We start from the raw sequence: 18,478 nt of genomic DNA, 5'->3' as shown, positions 1-18,478 counted from the left end.
GAAAGTGTCTTGCCTATCATGGAAGTCGCGCGACGCCTTTCAAGGCGCTTTCAAACCGACAACCCGACGGAGACAAGATGACTGCAACCCGCTACCCGCTCGCCGAACTGAAGGACCTGCCCGAGGACATCCGCACCGCCATCCTCGCGGTGCAGGAAAAGGCCGGCTTCGTGCCCAACGTGTTCCTCGGCCTGGCCCGCCGGCCTGCCGAATGGCGCGCCTTCTTTGCGTACCACGACGCGCTGATGCTCAAGGAGGAAGGCTCGCTCACCAAGGGCGACCGCGAGATGATCGTCACCACCACCAGCGCGGCGAACCAGTGCCTGTACTGCGTGGTGGCGCACGGCGCGCTGCTGCGCATCTACGAGAAGAAGCCGCTGGTGGCCGACCAGGTGGCGGTCAACTACCGCAAGGCCGACATCACGCCGCGCCAGCGCGCGATGCTCGACTTTGCAATGAAGGTCTGCGACCGCTCGCACGAAATCGACGACAGCGACTTTCCGCCGCTGCATGCCCATGGCTTCGACGACGAGGACATCTGGGACATCGCGGCCATCACCGCCTTCTTCGGGCTGAGCAACCGGCTGGCCAGCTTCAGCGGCATGCAGCCGAACAACGAGTTCTTCCTGATGGGGCGGCTGCCCCGGGAAAAGAAGTAAGGCCCGCCGCCTTCAGCCCTTGGCGCGGCAGGACGCGAGCGCGTCGAGGGCCGGCTTGTAGGTGGGCGTGGTCACATCCATCACGCCCAGCACCGTGTGATAGAGGTTGTCGTGTGTCAGCGGCGCATCGAGCCCCGCTTCCATGCACGAGCGCGAGAGCTTGCGCCGCTCGCTCAGGCCGTCGCTGAACCACGTGACCATGGGCACGTGCTTCTGCGCCTCGGGGGCGAAGCTGTACGGCACGCCGTGCAGGAACAGGCCGTACTCGCCCAGCGATTCGCCGTGGTCGCTCACGTAGAGCATTCCCGGGTCGTAGGTCTTCGACTGGGCCTTGAGCCAGTCGATCGTTTCGCCGAGGAAGCGGTCGGTCTGCGCGATCGAGTTGTCGTACACGTTCATCAGCTCGTTGTGCCCGCACTCGGCCAGCGCATTGGTCTTGCACTCGGGCTGGAAGCGTTTCACGTCGGGCGCGGAACGCTTGTAGTAGGCCGGGCCGTGGCTGCCCATCTGGTGCATGACCAGCACGATGCCCTTGGCGCGCCGTTCGGCTGGCAACGCGGCGATGCGCTCGTCCAGGTTCTTGAGCATCACGTCGTCGAGGCACTCTTCGCCGTCGCACAGCGCCTTCTTGGTGGCCGCGTCGAGGCCGTCGAAGGCCGAGGCGTTCGGAACGCGCACGCACACGCCCTTGCAGCCGGCCTGGTTGTCGAGCCAGAACACGGCCAGCCCGGAGGCCTGCAGCACGTCCATGAGCGACTCGTAGTCGTCCTTGCGCGACTCGTAGCCCTGCTTGCCCAGCGGCGAGAACATGCACGGCACCGAGGCCAGCGTGTTGGTGCCGCAGGAATGCACGTCGCGGTAGCTCAGCACGCCGCGCTTGGCGAGCTCGGGCGTGGTGTCGCGCGCATAGCCGTTCAGTGCGAAGTGGTCGGCCCGCGCCGTCTCGCCCACCACCACCACGAACAGCGGCGGCTTGGCCTGCGCCGCGTAGCTCGCGCCCAGTGCCGTGCCGGCGGTGATGGAAATGAGCTTGCCGCTGCGCTTGAACAACGGCTTGATGAGCAGCGAACCTGTGGAATACAGGGTCGCGATGGGGTTCATCATGTAGCGCAGATGGATGTTGTTGCGCATCAGGGGCGCGAGCTCGCGGTTCATCGCCACGGCCGCCGCCAGCGCCACGACCACCGCCAGCAGCAGCAGGGCCGCATTGCGCCACAGCTTGGACAGGAAGCGCATCGGCATGATGCGCACGCGCCAGAGCGCCCAGCCCGCCGGCAGCGCGACGACCAGCACGTTGAAGGCCATGCGCCAGCTCAGCAGGTCGCGCGCCTCGTTGGGGTCGGTCTGCAACGCGTTGGCGATCATGGTCGGGTCCATGACCACGCGGTATTCGAGCATGTAGTGCTGGACCACGGCGGCCAGCACGACCACGGCGAACCACACCGGTTTCATCCAGCGCGACCAGGCCGTGAACGACAGCATGGCCACAAGGCCGCACAGCGTGAGCAGGCTCATCACCGCGATGGTGGGCAGGTAGGTGCTCGGGGCGCCGCCGATGCGGGCCAGGTCGGTCCAAAGGGGCCAGTTGGTGGTCAGGATCAGGTAGAGGCTGAGCCACAGCACGACGATGCCGGCCGAGCGCGGCTGCACCAGCCACCGGTCCAGGCGCGCCCACAGGGCGCCGTCCGCGGATGACTGCGAGGTTCGTGCCTCGTCGGGCTCAGGGATATCCAGGCGCCGCAAGGAGTGCGGCGCGATTCGCGAAACAGACATGTGACGAATGTAAAGAGCTCGCCTGAAGGGAGCCTGAACTGGTCATTCAGTCGGCGTTCATGCGCTGCGCACCCGGGTTCGCCACCGCGCCAGGCGCAGGCGTGGCGCCGCCAGGCGGCCCAGCGGCCGGCTGACGCGGCGCTCCACCACGATCGACACCAGCGCCCCCAGCATCACGGCCGCCACGATGTCGGAGGGGAAATGCAGTCCCAGGAACATGCGGCTCCAGGCCACCACCGCCGCCACCAGCAGCGCCGCGCGCATCGGGGCGCGCGAGGGCAGGCACCAGAGCGAAAAGGCCACGGCGAACGCCCCCGCGGCATGCAGGCTGGGAAAACCGGGGCGCGCGCCCTGCGGCACCCATTGAATGCCGAGGCCGTAGAACGCGGGCCGCGGAATGGGGGCCATGGTGCGAATCAGGTTGACCATGAGCCACACCACCAGCAGGCTCGCCAGCGCCGTGAAAAGCGCATGACGCCAGCGCCCGCCGACCAGGGCGCACACGCCGACGGCGAGCATCAGCAGGGCCGGCAGCACGTCGGAGGCGAACTCCGCGAAACGCAGGCTCCACCCGGGCACCGAGGCGCCCGCGTTGACGAGCCGGAACAGGGCGAAGTCAAGGTCCTGCATGGGCGGGGATGGCCGGCTTCAGCACGCGTGCACGGCCGCGCGTGAGCGCGACCTCGATGGCGAAACCGACCGCCCAGCAAACCCAGCCCGTCCACAGGGTGTGGCTCATGTAGTGAGCGCCGCGCAACTGTTGCGCCACCCCCAGCACGAGCCCCGCCACCACGGCCACGCCCAGCCAGACCGCCGCGGCACGCCCGGACACCCGGCGCAGCACGAAATACCCGCCCACGTAGGCGAAGGCCGCCGACGCATGGCCGGCCGGGAAGCAGCCGCCGGGGCCGCCGTCGTTGACGCCCCAGGACCAGTGCGACACATAGCGCGCCACGCCGCCGAACTCCTGCAAGTCCCAGGGGCAGCTGGTCCGGCTCAGGTTCTTGAGCAGGCTGACGGCGATCACCGAGGCCAGCACGGTCAGCGCCAATTGGGCGCGGGCGCCCATGGGCAGGCGTTTGAGGAAGCCGAGCGGCCAGCGGATGGCGGCGAACAGCCCGATCACGAGCACCCAGCTCAGGTCGCGCGCGCCTTCATGCATGACGTGGACCATGAAGGGGTTCGAACGCAAGGGAAAGCCCATGGCAGAGCCCGCCATGCGCGCCAGCCACAGGTCTCCACCGGTTGCGTCCCATGCCATCACTGCAGCGAGCGCGACGAGGGTCAGCACCCCCAGGCGAAAATTCGGGAAACGTGTCATGAACGAAGGCAAGACTGAAAAACAGTCGCGAGCCTACGTTTGCGGCATGAACCCAGCCTGAAGCGACCTGAACCGAATCTGACCGGGCAATCAGCCGCAACTCGGTGGCGCTAGACTCATTTCTTTCCTGGAAGGACATGGTGTGCGCATATTGCTTGTCGAAGATGACACCGCGTTGGCGGACGCCGTGTGCAGCTACCTGCTGGCCAAGGCCTTCGTGGTCGACGTGGCGCCCAGCCTGGCCGACGCGCGCGGCGCCCTGCTCTCGGTGCAGTACGCGGCGGTGCTGCTCGACCTGCACCTGGGCGACGGCGACGGCCTGTCGCTGCTGCCGCAGGTGCGCGCCCTGCCCGAACGCCCCATCGTCATCGTGCTGACCGCGCGCGACCAGGTGACCGACCGGATCCGTGGGCTTGACGCCGGTGCGGACGATTACCTCACCAAGCCCTACGACCCGGCCGAGTTGCTCGCGCGGCTGCGTGCGGTCGAGCGGCGGCGCAGCGCCAGCAGCTCGCCGGTGCTGAAGCTCGGCACGCTGGAGATCGACCTGGCGCACGACATGGTGCGCAAGGACGGCGCGCCGATCACGCTGACCCAGAAGGAATGGGCGCTGCTGCGCGTGATGGCCACGCGGCCCGAGCGCATCCACACGCGCGAGAACCTCGCGGACGCGCTCTACGGCTTCGGCGACGAGGCCGACAGCAACACGCTCGAGGTGTTCGTCAGCCGCTTGCGGCGCAAGCTCGGGCGCAGCCACATCCAGACGCTGCGCGGCCTGGGCTACCGGCTGTCCACCTCCGGGGACGACGACGAATGAGCATCCGATTGGCCGCGGGCGCGCGCGACTCGCTCGCCGGGCGCCTCACGCGCACGCTGATCCTGTGGGTCGGCGGCGTGTGGCTGCTGTGCGTGTTCGCGGTGGTCTGGTATGTGGACCGCGAGATCAACCACAACTTCGACAACGAGCTGGTCGAGGTGTCGCACCGCATGTTCGACATGGCGGTGCAGGAGCTCGACAAGCTGCAGCACGTGAGCGGCAACGGCGACAGCAAGGCCCCGCGCACCCCGCTGGTCGCGCCCAAGCAGCTGTTCTCGGAAGACGCGGTCATGTACCAGGTGGTCGATGTCCACGAGCACGTGCTGCTGCGCTCCGCCGAGGCGCCGGTGGACGCCTTCGACGTGCCGCTGGCCGCCGGCTTCGCCAACAACCAGGCCTGGCGCATCTACACCGTGCGCCACCCGGCGCTGGACCTGTACTTCCAGGTGGCCGATCCGCTGGACGAGCGGCGCCGCGCGCTCAACCGCACGCTGTTCGGCCTGATCATTCCGCTGGGGGCCGTGCTGCCGCTGCTCGCGCTGGTGCTGCGCAACGTGGCGCGCGCCGAACTGCGCGTGCTGCAGCAACTGGCCGGCGAGATCGAGAAGCGCAGCGGCGCCGACCTGCGCCCCATCACCCTGCCCGGCCTGCCACAGGAGCTGCGCTCGGTCGGCGACCACGTCAACCGGCTGCTGGAGCGGCTGTCGCAGTCGCTGGACGTCGAGCGTGCGCTCGCCGCCAACGCGGCGCACGAGCTGCGCACGCCGCTGGCAGCGGCGCGCCTGCGCCTGCAGACCGCGCTGGAGCACGACCTGCGGCGCAACGACGTGCAGGCCGCGCTCGACGCGCTGCAGCTGCTGAGCCACCGCGCCGAGAAACTGCTGCAGCTCTCGCGCGCCGAATCGGGTGCGTCGCTGACGCGCGCGCGGGTCGACCTGGTGCAGCTTGCGGGCACGGTGGCGCAGGAGTTCTGGCAGGACCCCAACGTCAGCGAACGCCTGGCACTGAAGGTGCCCGACAGCGCCGCCCCGATGGCGCTCGGCGACGTCGATGCGTTGGCCATCGCCCTGCGCAACCTGGTGGAGAACGCCCTGCGCTACGGCGGGGGCGGGCGCGTGGCGATCGAGGTGATGACGCCCTGCGCGCTGGCGGTGCGCGACTTTGGCGCGGGCGTGAACGTCGAGCAACTGCAAACGCTGCAAAAGCGCCACGTGCGCCACAGCTCGGACCGCGCAGGCTACGGGCTGGGCCTGTCGATCGTGGGCACCATCGTCGAGAAGCACCAGGCGAAGCTGCTGCTGTCGTCGCCGCCCGCGGGCGCCACGCAGGGCTTCGAGGCGCGCATCGTGTTGCAGCCGGCCTGAACTTCTTCAGCGCCCGGCGGCTTCCTTCCTGGGCACGTAGACGTACGAGTTGTCGAAGCCGAACTGGCCGGCGCCGGCCATGACCGACATCTTCTTCACCAGGTGCTGCTGCACCGCCTTGGGCAACGCGAAGTAGTTGCCGTTGGCGGTGGTCTTTCGCTCGCCGTCGTAGTGCCCGTGATCGCATGGATCGTCGCCTTGCTGCCCTTGTGGAAGGTCACGATCTTGATGCGGCCCACGTAGTCGTCGTTGTCGATGTGATCTGCGCCGTCGGGGTTGTAGAAGCGGTACACCAGCACCGGGTCGACCAGCCCGTCGCCGTCGATGTCGGCGAGCTCGAAGAGCTTGGCGCGGAAATTGACGCCCGCCTCGTCCTTGCCCGCGAAGTCGCGTATCGACCATTCCTGCGTCAGCGTGTGATCGCCCTCGATGCGGTACAGCGAGGCCCGGATGGCCGAGGACAACTGCTCCTCGGGAAACGGCAGGTCCTGCTTCTCGCCGAGCAGCAAGGCGTGGCTGCCGGCCTTGTCGGTGTAGCAGTAGCGCTTGAACACGGGCAGTTCGAAGCCGGCTTTCTTCAACGCCTCGGCGCTCAGGAACGGCGCGTTGGCCGGGCATTCGCGGGCGGCGGCGCTTATGCCGGCCTGCGTCTGCGCATGGCTGCCGGGGGCCAGCAAGGCCAGGGACGCGAGCGCGAGGACCGTGAATTTCATCGGCGTTCGATGGCTTTTCTTCTACTCGCTCACCAGCGTGCGCAGCCAGTCGGGCAGCGCCAGCGCCTTCTGCTTCGGAAAATCGACCCAGATGGTGGTCGCGCCGCCGGCCGCGCAGATCACGTCGGGCGCCTCTTCGCGCGCCATGGTGCCCCAGCTCTCGAAGGTGGTGCGGCCCGGGTCGCTCACGTACATCTTCAGTAGCACCTTGCCGGGGTACTCGATCTGCCGGTAGAAGTTGCAGAAGGCGTTGACGATCACCATGCCCTCGCCGCCGGGCTCGGGTTCGAAGCCGATGGAATGCATCCAGTCGATGCGCGCGGTTTCGAGGTAGCGGAAGTAGGTGCCGTTGTTCAGGTGGCCCATGGCGTCCATGTCGCCCCAGCGGATGGGAATGGACATTTCGTACACGAGCTTCTTCTTTTCGGGAATTTCGATTCTCATCGGTGCGCCTTGATGGATGCGAGGATGCCCAGCACGAACAGCAGCGCCGCCACCCACTCGGTGGCCTGCGGCCAGCGGCCGTCCCAGACGAAGGAATAGAGCAATGCGAACAGCGTCTCGCTGACGATCAGCTGGCCGCACAGGCTCGCTGACAGCCGCTGGCTCGCGATGTTCCAGAGGATGGTCGCGAGCCACGACGAGCCGAACCCGCCCGCCAGCGCGATCCACACGAAAAGCGTGCCGTCGGGGCGCGACTGCAGCGTGGCCAGGTCGCTGCCCGCCACCAGCCACAGCAGCAAGGCGCCCAGGCCGGTGGCAATGCCCAGCCAGTTGGCCCAGTCGGTCGCGTTGAGTTCGGTGTGGCGCTGCAGCCAGGCGGCGTTGAGCAGGCCGTAGAGGGTCCAGCTCACCATCGCGCCCAGCGCGAGCGCAATGCCCCAGCCGAAACGCGCTCCCCCGCCGCCCGTGCCGTGCTGCGCGGCCCACGCGCCCCAGATCATCAGAGCGATGCCCGCGCCCGTGAGCAGCAGCCCCGGCAGCAGTGCGCGCATGCGCAGCCCTGCGGGCCGGCCGAGCAGCATCATCCAGACGGGAATCGTGCCGATGATCAGGCTGGGCACCTCGGTGCCCGCGGCCTCGATGCCGAAGGCCAGCAGCAGGTAGTAGCCGCTGAAGCCCAGCACGCTCAGGCCCAACGCCGCCAGCGCCTGCCGGCCGCTCGGCCACCGCACGGCGGCAGGCCGTGCGAACACCGCGAGCCCCGAGATGGCACCGAACACCAGGAAGCGCGACGCGGTGATGTCGACCATGCCGAAGTGGCCCACCATGCGCGGCGCCACGAACACCAGCCCCCACAGCGCTCCCGCCGCCAGGCCGGCGGCAACGCCGATCCAGGCCCGCGGGCTCAGAGTGCGAACCCGTCGTCGGCCGCGATGACGGCGCCGTTCACGAAATGGCTCTGGCCGCTGGCCAGCAGCACGATCAGGCCGTCCAGGTCCTCCGGCTTGCCCACGCGCTTGCGCGGCAGCATGCCGACCAGCTTGGCGCCGGCTTCGGTAGACCAGTGTTCTTCATTGAGCTCGGTCGCGATGTAGCCCGGGCACAGCGCGTTCACGTTGATGCCAAAGCGGCCCCACTCGAGCGCCATGGCCTTGGTCATCTGCACCACCGCGGCCTTGCTCATGCAGTAGGTGCCGATCTGCGGCATGACCTTGAGCGCCGCCGAAGAGGCGATGTTGATGATGCGCCCGCCGACGTAGGTGCCCGGCGCCTTGCCCCTGGCGCGCGCCAGCATGCGCTTGCCGACTTCCTGCGCGACGAAGAAGGAGCCCTTCACGTTGGTGTCGAAGATGTAGTCGTAGTCGTCGGGGGTCACGTCCTCCAGGCGTTGCGTGGTGCTCACGCCCGAGTTGTTGACCAGCACGTCGATGGGGCCGACCTCGGTCTCGGCGCGCGCCACGGCGGCCTTGATGCTGCCGAATTCGGTGACGTCGAGGTCGACCACGTGGGCGTCCCCGCCCTCGCCTTCGATGCGCGCGCGCAGCTCCTTGAGCTTGTCGACGCGCCGGCTGGCCAGCACCACCGCGGCGCCGGCGCGTGCCAGCGTTTTCGCGAACTGGGCGCCAAGCCCGCTGGAAGCGCCGGTGACGAAGGCCACGCGGCCGGAAAGATCGATGCTGTAGGCCATGAACTTGAATCCTGTGGAGTCGCGCAGGTGACGTAAAAGGCGCGCCCATGGATGACAGGGGCCGCGCATGGACGCCGCATAAAATGCCCCCGCAAACCCGGCAAGCATGCCCCGCGCCTCGAAAAATCATTATCGACCCAACCCACATGACGCACGACGAAATCCTCGCCCAGTTCGGCCCTCGGGAAGCCATGGAATACGACGTGGTCGTGGTCGGCGGCGGCCCGGCCGGCCTCTCGACCGCGATCCGGCTCAAGCAGCTCGCCGCACAGCAGGAGAAAGAAATTTCGGTCGTGGTGCTCGAGAAGGGTTCCGAGCCCGGCGCGCACATCCTGTCGGGCGCCATCATGGACCCGCGCGCCCTGAACGAACTGCTGCCCGACTGGAAGGAACTCGGCGCGCCGCTGAACCAGCCGGTGACCGACGACGCCATGGTGTTCCTGGGTGAAAAGGGCAGCCTGCGCACGCCCAACGCCTTCCTGCCGGCGTGCTTCCAGAACCACGGCAACTACATCATCAGCCTGGGTGCCTTCACCAAGTGGCTGGCGCAGCAGGCCGAGAACCTCGGCGTTGAAATCTTCCCGGGCTTCCCGGCGGCCGAGGTGCTCTACAACGAGAACGGTTCGGTGCGCGGCGTGGCCACCGGCAACATGGGCGTGGGCAAGGACGGCGAGCCGACCGAGAACTTCCAGCTCGGCATGGAATTGCTCGGCAAGTACACGGTGTTCGCCGAAGGCGCGCGCGGTCACCTGGGCCGCCAGCTCATTGCCAGGTTCAAGCTCGACGAGGGCAAGGACCCGCAGACCTATGGCCTGGGCGTGAAGGAGGTGTGGGAAATCGACCCGAAGCGCCACCAGCCCGGCTTCGTGCTGCACACGGCCGGCTGGCCGATGAAGAGCGACACCTACGGCGGCGCGTTCCTGTACCACATGGAGGACAACAAGGTCACCATGGGCTTCATCACGGGCCTGGACTACAGCAACCCCTACCTGAGCCCGTTCGAGGAAATGCAGCGCTGGAAGCTGCACCCCAACATCCGCTGGTACCTGGAAGGCGACGAGGCCAAGGGCATCAAGCCGGCCAAGCGCATCGGCTACGGCGCGCGCGCCATCACGGCCGGCGGCCTGCAGTCGCTGCCCAAGACCGTGTTCCCCGGCGGCGCACTGGTCGGCTGCGAGGCCGGCTACCTGAACGTGAGCCGCATCAAGGGCAGCCACGCCGCCATCAAGACCGGCATGCTCGCCGCCGAAGCCGCTTTCGACGCGGTGCAGGCCGGGCGCCAGCACGACGAGCTCACGGCCTACCCCGAGGCGTTCGAGAAGAGCTGGCTGCACGCCGAGCTGAAGAAGGCGCGCAACTTCAAGGCATGGTTCAAGAAGGGTCTGGGCGTGGCCACCCTCATGAACGGCATCGAGCAATGGCTGCTGAAGGGCAACATTCCCTGGACGCTGCGCCGCACCAAGCCCGACCACCTGTACCTGAAGCCCGCGGCCGAGTGCAAGCCCATCGTCTACCCGAAGCCGGACGGCAAGCTCACCTTCGACCGGCTCTCCAGCGTGTTCATCAGCAACACGAACCATGAAGAGCAACAACCGGCCCACCTGACGCTCAAGGATGCGACGGTGCCGGTCAACATCAACCTGGCCAAGTTCGCGGGCCCCGAAAGCCGCTACTGCCCGGCGGGCGTGTACGAGTTCGTGGGCACTGAAGACGGCAAGCAGCGCCTGCAGATCAACGCGCAGAACTGCGTGCACTGCAAGACCTGCGACATCAAGGACCCGACGCAGAACATCGTGTGGGTCACGCCTGAAGGGGGCGGCGGCCCGAACTACGTGGGGATGTAAGCGCACCCCGCATGTTGTCCGAAGCCCTCCACGGAGGGCTTCTTGCATGGCGGGCGGGGTGCGTGCAACACCTCAGGCGAGGTACGCAGCCACCTCGTCAGGCGTCAGGAAGCGCACGAGCGACACGTGGGCCTTCTGCTCCGAATGGAGCACGCCGTTGAACCCGTTCCAGCTGCGCGCGGGTTTGTCCTCGGTTTCGACGGCAACGAGCACCAGCTTGCCCTGCCTGCGGGCGTTTTCGCGCAACGTGCCCTCGCCCCAGGACCAGGCCATGCCGTCCACCAGGTCGCCGTTGGAGAACGCCGTGGCCTGCAGCCACAGGTACTCGGCGGCGTCGCTGTCGCGCGGATCGTCTTCGTCGTCGGCCGCCGGCCGCTCGGCGAAGGACTGGCGGATGCCCAGCGTCGTTGCATGTTCGCGCATCAGGTCCTGCAACAGCGAGAACGCGTGGAAGTTGTTGTTGATGCCGTGGGCCTTCACGACCATGCCGGCGCGCGAAGTGGGCAACAGCACCACCAGCTCATCTTCGTAGGCCAGTTGGGCAGCGCCGCGCAGGAAATGCAATTGCTCGAAAGGCAGCGCGTCGTTGGCGTACATGTCTTCGATGTGGGACATCGGCGCACCGTCCGCGAGCAGCGCGCGGTGGTTGTGCACATTGCGCACGACCATCGCCATCAGCGGCAGCACCAGCAGGTCGACCGCAGCCTGGCGCGCGCCAACTTGGAAGCGCTCCTGGGGTGCCAGCGCATCCAACGCGGCATTGGCCGCCTGCCAGGCGGCGAGCGCTTCCAGCTCTTCCGGCTCTTCCTCGTCCTGCGCTTCATCGGCTTCGACTTCGTGCGGCGCCATCGCGCAATACGGCGCCAGGGACGCAAGCAGCCGGCCCATCAACCCCTGCGCCGCATCGAAGAGCAGGCGCGGGTCCGCTCCGTTCTCCACGAGCGCGCCGCACAACAGCGCGAGCAACGCAGCGCGGTGCGGATGAAGGACGGGCAGCAAGCCCGCGCTGGCCCGCAGCACGTCGTCCTTGTCCGGGTCCTCCAGGGTGTCGAAGTAGAACGACCGCACGTCCTCGCGCTCGAAGAAGGTCGCCTGCGTGTCCAGGTCGGCGTCGTGCAGAACGGGCTGTTGCAGGGTGGCGAGCAAATCGGGTGGCAGTGCTTTCATGCGCGAATTGTGCTGCGCCTCTTTTGCACTTCGAGGCGCTATCCTTGTTCGACACAAGGAGACAAGACAACCATGCACATCGTCATCACCGGCGGCGCCGGCTTCCTGGGCGCCCGCCTCGCCCGCACCCTGCTCAAGCAAGGCCAGCTCTCGCTCGCGGGCGCGCCCCCTCGGACCATCGAGCGCATCACCCTGGTGGACCGCGCCCCGCCACCCGCCGACCTCGCGGCCGACCCGCGCATCGCCGCCGTCGCCGGCGACCTCAACGCGCAACTGGCCGCCGATGCAGACACCGCAATCTGGCGCGAGGCCGACGCCATCTTCCACCTGGCCGCGGCGGTCAGCGGCGAATGCGAGGCCGACTTCGACCTGGGCATGCGCAGCAACTTCGCGGCCACGCACGCCCTGCTCGAAAAAGCACGCGCGCTCGGCACGAAGCCGGTGCTGGTGTTCGCCAGCTCGCTCGCCGTGTTCGGCGACTCGCCCGAGCAGCCGCTGCCCCCGGTCATCGAAGACCACACGCTGCCCACGCCGCAGACCAGCTACGGCATCCAGAAGTTCATCGGCGAGCAGTTGGTGGCCGACTTCACCCGCAAGGGCTTCGTGCGCGGGCGCAGCGTGCGGCTCATGACGGTGAGCGTGCGCCCGGGCAAGCCCAACGGCGCGGCCTCGGGGTTCTTCAGCGGCATGATCCGCGAGCCGCTGGCCGGCCTGCCGGCCGCCTGCCCGGTGCCCGACGCCACGCCGGTCGCCATTGCGTCGCCCGCGCGCACCATCGAGGGCATCGTCCGCGCCGCCGAGGCGACCGACGCGCAATGGGGCCCGCGCACCGCTCTCAACCTGCCCTCGCTCGCCACCACCGTGGGCGAAATGGCCGCGGCGCTGGAGCGCGTGGCCGGCAAGGCAGCCACCGCGCTGCTCGACCGGACGCCCGACCCCGCCATCCAGCGCATCGTGAAGACCTGGCCCGGCCACATCGAAACCGCACGCGCCCGGGCGCTGGGGCTCAGGCCGGACCCGAGCTTCGAGGCGGTCATTCGCGATTACGTCCGTGAAAATCCCGACGCGGTAAAGCTCCCGGGTGTTGCATAGTCCGGTGCGCCTGACACGTTCCTGACCAAACTCCCGGAGACAACATGAAATTCGGCCCCATTGCCGCCGCCTGCCTTTCGCTCGCCCTGAGCTCGGTCGCCTTTGCACAGACGACCATGAAGATCAGCATCTCGGTCGCGCAGAACTCGCATCAGGGCGTGGCCATCGACACCTTCGCCAAGGAAGTCGAGAAGCGCACGGGAGGCCGCTACAAGGTGCAAACCTTCTACAACGGCGCGCTCGGCGGCGAGCGCGAGTCGATCGAGGCGGTGCAGTTGGGCACGCAGGAGCTCGCGTTCTCCTCGACCGGCCCGGTGCCCAACTTCGTGCCCGAGACGAAGATCCTCGACGTGCCTTTTCTCTTCCGCGACAAGACCCATGCGCGCGCCGTGCTCGACGGCCCGATCGGGCAGGACCTGCTGACCAAGTTCGATGCCAAGGGCTTCAAGGCACTGGCGTGGGCCGAAAACGGCTTTCGCCACATGACCAACAGCAAGCGTGACGTGAAGGCGCCCGAAGACCTCAAGGGACTGAAGATGCGCACCATGGAAAACCCGGTGCACATCGCGGCCTACAAGGGCTTCGGGATCATCACCACGCCCATGGCCTTCCCGGAAGTGTTCACCGCGCTGCAGCAGGGCACGGTCGACGGCCAGGAAAACCCGCTTCCCGTCATCATCTCGGCCAAGTTCGACCAGGTGCAAAAGCACCTGTCGCTCACGGGCCACGTCTACTCGCCCTGCATCTTCCTGATGAACAAGGCGAGCTTCGACAAGCTCTCCGCGGCCGACAAGCAGGCCTTCCTGGACGCCGCCAAGGAAGGCACCAAGGCCAACCGCGCGCGTGTCGACGAAGACGACGCCAAGGGCGTGGCCGACCTGCGCGCCAAGGGCATGACCGTGATCGACAACGTCGACAAGGCCAAGTTCGTCGCCGCGCTCGCGCCGGTGAACGCCCAGTTCGAGAAGGACTTCGGCAAGGCCAATCTCGACAAGATCCGCGACTACAAGTGAAAGAAAAATTCTTGGGCATCGAGCGCTGGACCACCGGCTTCTCGATGCTGATGGCCTGCGCGATGCTGGTGGTTGCGTCGGCCCTGGGCGTGTTCCAGATCGTCACCCGCTTCGTGCTGGAGCAGCCGGCCGAGTGGAGCGAGATCCTGATCCGCGTGAGCCTCATCTGGATGGTGTTCATGGGCATCCCGATGGCGTTCCGCCAGGGCGCGATGGTGAGCGTGGACGTTCTGTACCGCTGGAGCCCGCCGCGCATGCGCCGCGTGCTCGACGCGGTGGTGAGCATTGCCGCGCTGGTGCTGATGCTCATCGTGCTGTGGTGGGGCTGGGACTACGCGATGCGCGGGCGTGTGCAGTCGATGGCCGGCCTCGAAAGCCTGTCGATGATGTGGTCGTACCTGGCGTTGCCGGTCGGCTCGGTGTTCTGCCTGTTCGGCATCGTGGGTAATTTTCTCGACCCCAAGCGGCTCGAACTGGAGACTGCGCAATGAGCGCCGCGCCGGGCCGCTCCCAGCGAGCGAACGGCTCCCTCGGGGGGCAGCGAGCACACGAAGTGCCGGGCGTAGGGGCTGCATCATGAGCGTCGTGATGGTTGCGACGATGGTGCTGTGCTTTGCACTGTCGATCTCGGTGGCGGTGTCCATCGGGCTGGCGTCGATCCTGGGCATCCAGGTGGCGAACGCCAACATGCTGATCTCCGTGAAGGAGATGTTCAACGCGATCAACAAGTTTCCGCTGGCGGCCATTCCGTTCTTCATCCTGGCGGGCAACCTGATGGAAACCGGCGGCATCTCGCGCCGGCTGGTGGAGTTCGCCAAGAGCATCGTGGGCGGCGTGCAGGGCGGCCTGCCGATGACCTGCGTGCTCACCTGCATGATCTTCGCGGCGGTGTCGGGCTCCTCGGTGGCGACCACCTTCGCGATCGGCGCCATCCTGATTCCAGCGCTCATCAAGCACGGCTATCCCACGTCGTACGCGGCGGCGCTGCAGGCCACCAGCGCGGAGCTCGGCGTGATCATTCCGCCGTCGATCCCGATGATCCTCTACGGCGTGAGCGCCGAGGTGTCCATCGGCGAGCTGTTCATCGCGGGCTTCGGCCCCGGCATCCTGATCAGCCTGGCGTTGATGCTGTTCGTGTGGATCTACTGCAAGTGGAAGGGCTGGGGCAAGAACGACGGCGAAGGCCGCATGCCGTTCGGCCGCGCACTGTGGCAGGCCGGCTGGGCGCTGCTGATGCCGGTGATCATCCTCGGCGGCATCTACGGCGGCATCTTCACGCCGACCGAGGCCTCCGCGGTGGCGGTGTTCTACGCCCTGGTGGTGGGCATGGTGATCTACCGCGAGATCAAGCTGAAGGACCTGTACGCCATCTTGCGCAAGTCGGTGATGTCGTCGGCCGTGATCATGTTCATCATCGCCAACGCGGGGCTGTTCGCATTCCTCATTACCCGTGCGGGCGTTCCTGACGCCATCGGCCACTGGCTGCAGGAGGTGCTGAAGTCGCCGGCGATGTTCCTGCTGGGCGTGAACGCAGCGCTGTTCGTGATCGGCATGTTCATCGAAACAAGCGCGGCGATCATCGTGCTCGCCCCGATCCTGGCGCCGGTGGCGGTGCACTTCGGCATCGACCCGGTGCACTTCGGGCTGATCATGGTCGTGAACCTGGCCCTGGGCATGATCACGCCGCCCTTCGGCGTGAACCTGTTCGCGGCCTGCACCGTGGCGCGCATCTCGCTGGACCGCATCGTGAAACACCTGGTGCCTTTCGTGCTGGTGATCCTGGCCTGCCTGATGGTGATCACCTACGTGCCGTGGGTCTCGCTGGCGCTGCGCGACCTGGCCTATTCCAAGTAGGTTCGGCGCAGGTACGCGCTGGGCGGCACGCCCAGCGCGCGCCGGAACATCGCGGTGAAGGCGCTCGGGCTCTCGTAGCCATGCGCCAGCGCCACTTCAAGAATCGAAGCGCCCGCGGCCAGCTTCGGCAGGCTCAGCAGCAGCCTCGCCTGCCGGCACCAGGCGCCGAAGTTCATGCCCGTCTCGCGCTGGAACAGGCGCGCCAGCGTGCGGCTGTTCATGTGCAGGCGCAGCGCCCAGTCGTCCAGCGACGCGGGCAGCGACGGGTCGCGCACGAGCGCCTCGCACAGCGCAGCCAGGCGAACGTGGCGGGGCATGGGCACATGCAGCGACAGGGCTGGCGCGGCCTCGATCTCGTCGAGGATCAGCTCCATCACCCGTTCGTCGCGCCCGCCCGGCGCATAGTCCAGCGGAAGCGACGCGGCGGCGACGATCAGCGCCCGCAGCAACTCGCCGACACGGATCACGCGGCATTCGCCGCCCAGGTCGGCGCGCGTGCCGGGCTCGACGAAGACGGTGCGCATCTTCACCTCGCCCGCCATGCGGATTTGGTGCGCCATGCCGGCCGGCACCCACACGCCGCGCCCCGGCGGTACCACCCAGCTGCCCGCCACGGCGCTGACGAGCATCACGCCTGAAATCGCATGGATCAGCTGCCCGCGCCGGTGCGTGTGCAGCGGAATGAAAGCGTCGCCGTCGGTGTCGGTCGCCAGCACGGCCATCGGGCGCGGGGTCGACTCGCCTTGTTCGGGCCTCAGGTCCAGTTTGTCCATTTCTCGACGATAGATGCTGATTCGTAGCGAGAACATCTTCGCGCGGCTTTTTACGATGGCTTTTATCAATGGACATCCAGAAAGCGATCGAATGAACAAGCGCCGCCTCGGCCTGCTCACCGGCACCCATGCCGTCAATGACCTCTACCAGGGCCTGGTGCCGGCCCTGCTGCCTTTCATGGTGCTGGAGCGCGGCTACAGCTACACGGCCGTGAGCGGGCTGATGCTCGCGGCGACCGGCCTGTCGAGCGTGGTGCAGCCGCTGTTCGGCCTGTACGCCGACCGCCACCCGCGCAGTTGGCTGGTGCCCACGGGCTTCCTGGTGGCCGCGCTCGGCGTGGTGCTGGCGGGCATCAGCCAGAGCTACCTGCTGACCTGGATCGCCATCGCGCTGTGCGGGCTGGGCATTGCGGCCTACCACCCGCCGGCCACGGTGGCGGCACGTGCGGCCGGCGGGGCCTCGCAGAAAGCGATGAGCGTGTTCTCCGTCGGCGGCACCATCGGCGCCTCCTTTGCGCCGGTGCTCGCGGCCACGGTGGTCGGTGGTGGAGGCCTGTCGCGCAGCTACCTGCTGGGGGTGCCGGCGCTGGCGATGGGCGTGGTGTGGCTGCTGGCGAATGCGGGGCGCGGCGCTGCGTCCGCCGCCACGGCGGCCGCCGCCCGCAAGGCCGCCGGCGAGGTGCTCAAGCCCCACAACGACTGGCGCGCCTTCGGGCTGCTGGTGGCGACCATCGTGGGCTGGTCGATCCCGTACGTCACGGTGCTGTCGATGCTGTCGCTGCGCATCACGCGCGACCTGCACGGCACGGCCTTCCAGGGCGCGGCGGCGCTCACCGGCTTCACCGCCGCCGGCGCGGTGGGCGTGCTGCTCGGCGGCTGGCTCGGCGACCGCATCGGGCGCATGGGCACCATCCGCAGCGGCTACCTGCTCGCCCTGCCGTCGCTCGCCGGCCTGGTGCTCGCAACGACCCCCGGCTGGGCGCTGGCCTGCACCGCGCTGCTCGGCATGAGCATGTTCCTGCCCTTCGCCGCGCAGGTGACGCTGGCGCAGGACTACCTGCCGCGCAACCCGGCCACGGCCAGCGGCATCACGCTGGGGCTGGCGCTGTCGGTGGGCGGCCTGGTGTCGCCGCTTTTCGGGATGCTGTCGGACGCGCGCGGCCTGGGCGTGACGTTCACCGCGGTGCTGTGCGTGCTGGGCGCGGCGACGGTGCTGGCGCTGCGGTTGCGCAACAGGGCGATGCCGGCGGTGCCGGCGGGGGCGCAGCGCGCTGCGACCTGAGCGCCACCGTCGCCCATGGCCGTCGAATGTCGCATTGCGCGCCTTATGCTCGATTCAGCGAGCATCGAGCGGCAGCCCGACCTGGCGGGGTGATCCAGCAGCGGGAGGTGTCGTTCGAGCGCTACCGTTTCGGCCGATGATCGGGACCGACAAACGACAAGGAGGAGACTTCGCCATGCACCGATCACTGAGTTGCCTCCTCGGCGGCACGCTGCTGGCCATGGCCGCCTTCGGCGCCACGCCGGCGGCGACAGGGCCGCAGCCCGCACCGACCCCGGCGAACCCGGCCGCTGCCATCGCCGAGATCGAGACCGCCGTGCGCAACTGGGCCGCAGCCTGGTCCGCGCGCGACGTGGCGCGCTACCTGGCCACCTATGCGCCCGACTTCACGCCGCCCCGCGGCCAGGACCGCAAGGCCTGGGAAGCCGACCGCCGCACGCGCATCGCCGACAAGGCCACCATCCGCGTGGACATCGACAACCTCGTCATCAGCGTCACCGGGCAAGCCGCCAGCGCAAGCTTTCAGCAGACCTACACCGCCGACAAGCTGCGCGAAAAAAGCCGCAAGACGCTGGAACTGCAACGCGTGGGCAACCAGTGGCTCATCCGCAAGGAAATCGCGGGCGGATGACGCCGCCAAAGACCGTTGCCCGTGCAAACCAAACGGTTCATGAA

Annotated in this window: 19 protein-coding genes; 10 read left to right on the top strand and 9 right to left on the bottom strand. The window is 67.9% G+C overall.

What is annotated here, in order from left to right; all coding sequences use genetic code 11:
* Positions 1–77: 77 nt before the first annotated feature.
* A complete protein-coding gene (locus AC1DJH_RS14585; RefSeq protein WP_435439353.1) occupies positions 78–659 on the top strand; it encodes a peroxidase-related enzyme in 582 nt (193 codons plus the stop codon).
* 12 nt (positions 660–671) lie between these two features.
* Here AC1DJH_RS14585 and AC1DJH_RS14580 read toward each other — a convergent pair whose 3' ends face one another.
* Genes AC1DJH_RS14580 through AC1DJH_RS14570 form a run of 3 tightly spaced genes read right to left on the bottom strand, consistent with a single transcriptional unit; the run spans position 672 to position 3,753 of the window.
* Positions 672–2,432: a phosphoethanolamine transferase gene (locus AC1DJH_RS14580; protein WP_472115873.1), complete on the bottom strand. Its 1,761-nt coding sequence runs from the start codon at positions 2,430–2,432 to the stop codon at positions 672–674.
* A 57-nt stretch (positions 2,433–2,489) separates the two neighbouring features.
* Positions 2,490–3,062 (bottom strand): phosphatase PAP2 family protein, encoded by a 573-nt coding sequence (locus AC1DJH_RS14575; RefSeq protein WP_472115875.1) that lies wholly within the window; start codon positions 3,060–3,062, stop codon positions 2,490–2,492.
* Complete coding sequence (locus AC1DJH_RS14570; RefSeq protein WP_472115878.1) at positions 3,049–3,753, bottom strand: phosphatase PAP2 family protein; 705 nt, start codon at positions 3,751–3,753, stop codon at positions 3,049–3,051. Before AC1DJH_RS14570 ends, AC1DJH_RS14575 begins: the two co-directional genes overlap by 14 nt.
* 142 nt (positions 3,754–3,895) lie before the next feature.
* Between AC1DJH_RS14570 and AC1DJH_RS14565 the strand changes: the two genes are divergently transcribed.
* Both AC1DJH_RS14565 and AC1DJH_RS14560 read left to right on the top strand, forming a co-directional pair.
* Positions 3,896–4,570: a response regulator transcription factor gene (locus AC1DJH_RS14565; RefSeq protein WP_435439358.1), complete on the top strand. Its 675-nt coding sequence runs from the start codon at positions 3,896–3,898 to the stop codon at positions 4,568–4,570.
* Positions 4,567–5,934 carry a sensor histidine kinase gene (locus tag AC1DJH_RS14560; protein WP_472115881.1) on the top strand — a complete coding sequence of 456 codons (1,368 nt, stop codon included), beginning with the start codon at positions 4,567–4,569 and terminating at the stop codon, positions 5,932–5,934. Before AC1DJH_RS14565 ends, AC1DJH_RS14560 begins: the two co-directional genes overlap by 4 nt.
* 95 nt (positions 5,935–6,029) lie before the next feature.
* Here the strand turns inward: AC1DJH_RS14560 and AC1DJH_RS14555 are convergent, their stop codons facing one another.
* From AC1DJH_RS14555 to AC1DJH_RS14540, 4 genes are read right to left on the bottom strand one after another with little or no spacing between them, the layout of a single operon-like run.
* Entirely contained in the window at positions 6,030–6,647 is a 618-nt protein-coding gene (locus AC1DJH_RS14555; protein ID WP_478186122.1) for a hypothetical protein, read from the bottom strand.
* A 21-nt stretch (positions 6,648–6,668) separates the two neighbouring features.
* Positions 6,669–7,091 (bottom strand): acyl-CoA thioesterase, encoded by a 423-nt coding sequence (locus AC1DJH_RS14550; protein WP_435439361.1) that lies wholly within the window; start codon positions 7,089–7,091, stop codon positions 6,669–6,671.
* The gene (locus AC1DJH_RS14545; protein ID WP_472116155.1) at positions 7,088–7,981 is read right to left on the bottom strand and encodes a DMT family transporter; all 894 of its coding nucleotides are present in this window, start codon (positions 7,979–7,981) and stop codon (positions 7,088–7,090) included. Before AC1DJH_RS14545 ends, AC1DJH_RS14550 begins: the two co-directional genes overlap by 4 nt.
* 14 nt (positions 7,982–7,995) lie before the next feature.
* On the bottom strand, positions 7,996–8,778 hold the full coding sequence (locus tag AC1DJH_RS14540; protein ID WP_472115888.1) for an SDR family oxidoreductase: 783 nt from the start codon (positions 8,776–8,778) through the stop codon (positions 7,996–7,998).
* Between the two features lie 146 nt (positions 8,779–8,924).
* Between AC1DJH_RS14540 and AC1DJH_RS14535 the strand changes: the two genes are divergently transcribed.
* A complete protein-coding gene (locus AC1DJH_RS14535) occupies positions 8,925–10,622 on the top strand; it encodes an electron transfer flavoprotein-ubiquinone oxidoreductase (protein ID WP_472115891.1) in 1,698 nt (565 codons plus the stop codon).
* Positions 10,623–10,694: 72 nt separating this feature from the next.
* On the opposite strand, the gene AC1DJH_RS14530 is transcribed toward AC1DJH_RS14535, so the two are convergent.
* Positions 10,695–11,789: a hypothetical protein gene (locus AC1DJH_RS14530; protein WP_478186121.1), complete on the bottom strand. Its 1,095-nt coding sequence runs from the start codon at positions 11,787–11,789 to the stop codon at positions 10,695–10,697.
* 72 nt (positions 11,790–11,861) lie between these two features.
* On the opposite strand from AC1DJH_RS14530, the gene denD reads away from it, so the two are divergent.
* The 4 genes from denD to AC1DJH_RS14510 all read left to right on the top strand — a co-directional run bounded on the left by denD (position 11,862) and on the right by AC1DJH_RS14510 (position 15,748).
* Complete coding sequence (gene denD / locus AC1DJH_RS14525; RefSeq protein ID WP_472115897.1) at positions 11,862–12,881, top strand: D-erythronate dehydrogenase; 1,020 nt, start codon at positions 11,862–11,864, stop codon at positions 12,879–12,881.
* Positions 12,882–12,925: 44 nt separating this feature from the next.
* Entirely contained in the window at positions 12,926–13,894 is a 969-nt protein-coding gene (locus tag AC1DJH_RS14520) for a TRAP transporter substrate-binding protein (RefSeq protein WP_472115900.1), read from the top strand.
* Complete coding sequence (locus tag AC1DJH_RS14515) at positions 13,891–14,385, top strand: TRAP transporter small permease (protein WP_478186120.1); 495 nt, start codon at positions 13,891–13,893, stop codon at positions 14,383–14,385. Before AC1DJH_RS14520 ends, AC1DJH_RS14515 begins: the two co-directional genes overlap by 4 nt.
* 85 nt (positions 14,386–14,470) lie before the next feature.
* Positions 14,471–15,748, top strand: a complete 1,278-nt coding sequence (locus AC1DJH_RS14510) for a TRAP transporter large permease (RefSeq protein WP_472115906.1) — start codon at positions 14,471–14,473, stop codon at positions 15,746–15,748.
* On the opposite strand, the gene AC1DJH_RS14505 is transcribed toward AC1DJH_RS14510, so the two are convergent.
* On the bottom strand, positions 15,736–16,521 hold the full coding sequence (locus AC1DJH_RS14505; protein WP_472115909.1) for an AraC family transcriptional regulator: 786 nt from the start codon (positions 16,519–16,521) through the stop codon (positions 15,736–15,738). The two genes, AC1DJH_RS14510 and AC1DJH_RS14505, sit on opposite strands and share 13 nt — an antisense overlap.
* A gap of 91 nt (positions 16,522–16,612) precedes the next feature.
* On the opposite strand from AC1DJH_RS14505, the gene AC1DJH_RS14500 reads away from it, so the two are divergent.
* Both AC1DJH_RS14500 and AC1DJH_RS14495 read left to right on the top strand, forming a co-directional pair.
* Positions 16,613–17,803, top strand: coding sequence for an MFS transporter (locus tag AC1DJH_RS14500; RefSeq protein ID WP_478186119.1), 1,191 nt, complete (start codon positions 16,613–16,615; stop codon positions 17,801–17,803).
* Between the two features lie 175 nt (positions 17,804–17,978).
* Complete coding sequence (locus tag AC1DJH_RS14495) at positions 17,979–18,434, top strand: YybH family protein (RefSeq protein WP_472115915.1); 456 nt, start codon at positions 17,979–17,981, stop codon at positions 18,432–18,434.
* The last annotated feature ends 44 nt before the right edge of the window (positions 18,435–18,478 follow it).

It is taken from the genome of Variovorax sp. 10N412 (genome assembly GCF_056394985.1).
The sequence above is the reverse complement of the archived record's forward strand: the minus strand, read 5'-3'. Positions and strand labels throughout refer to the sequence as shown.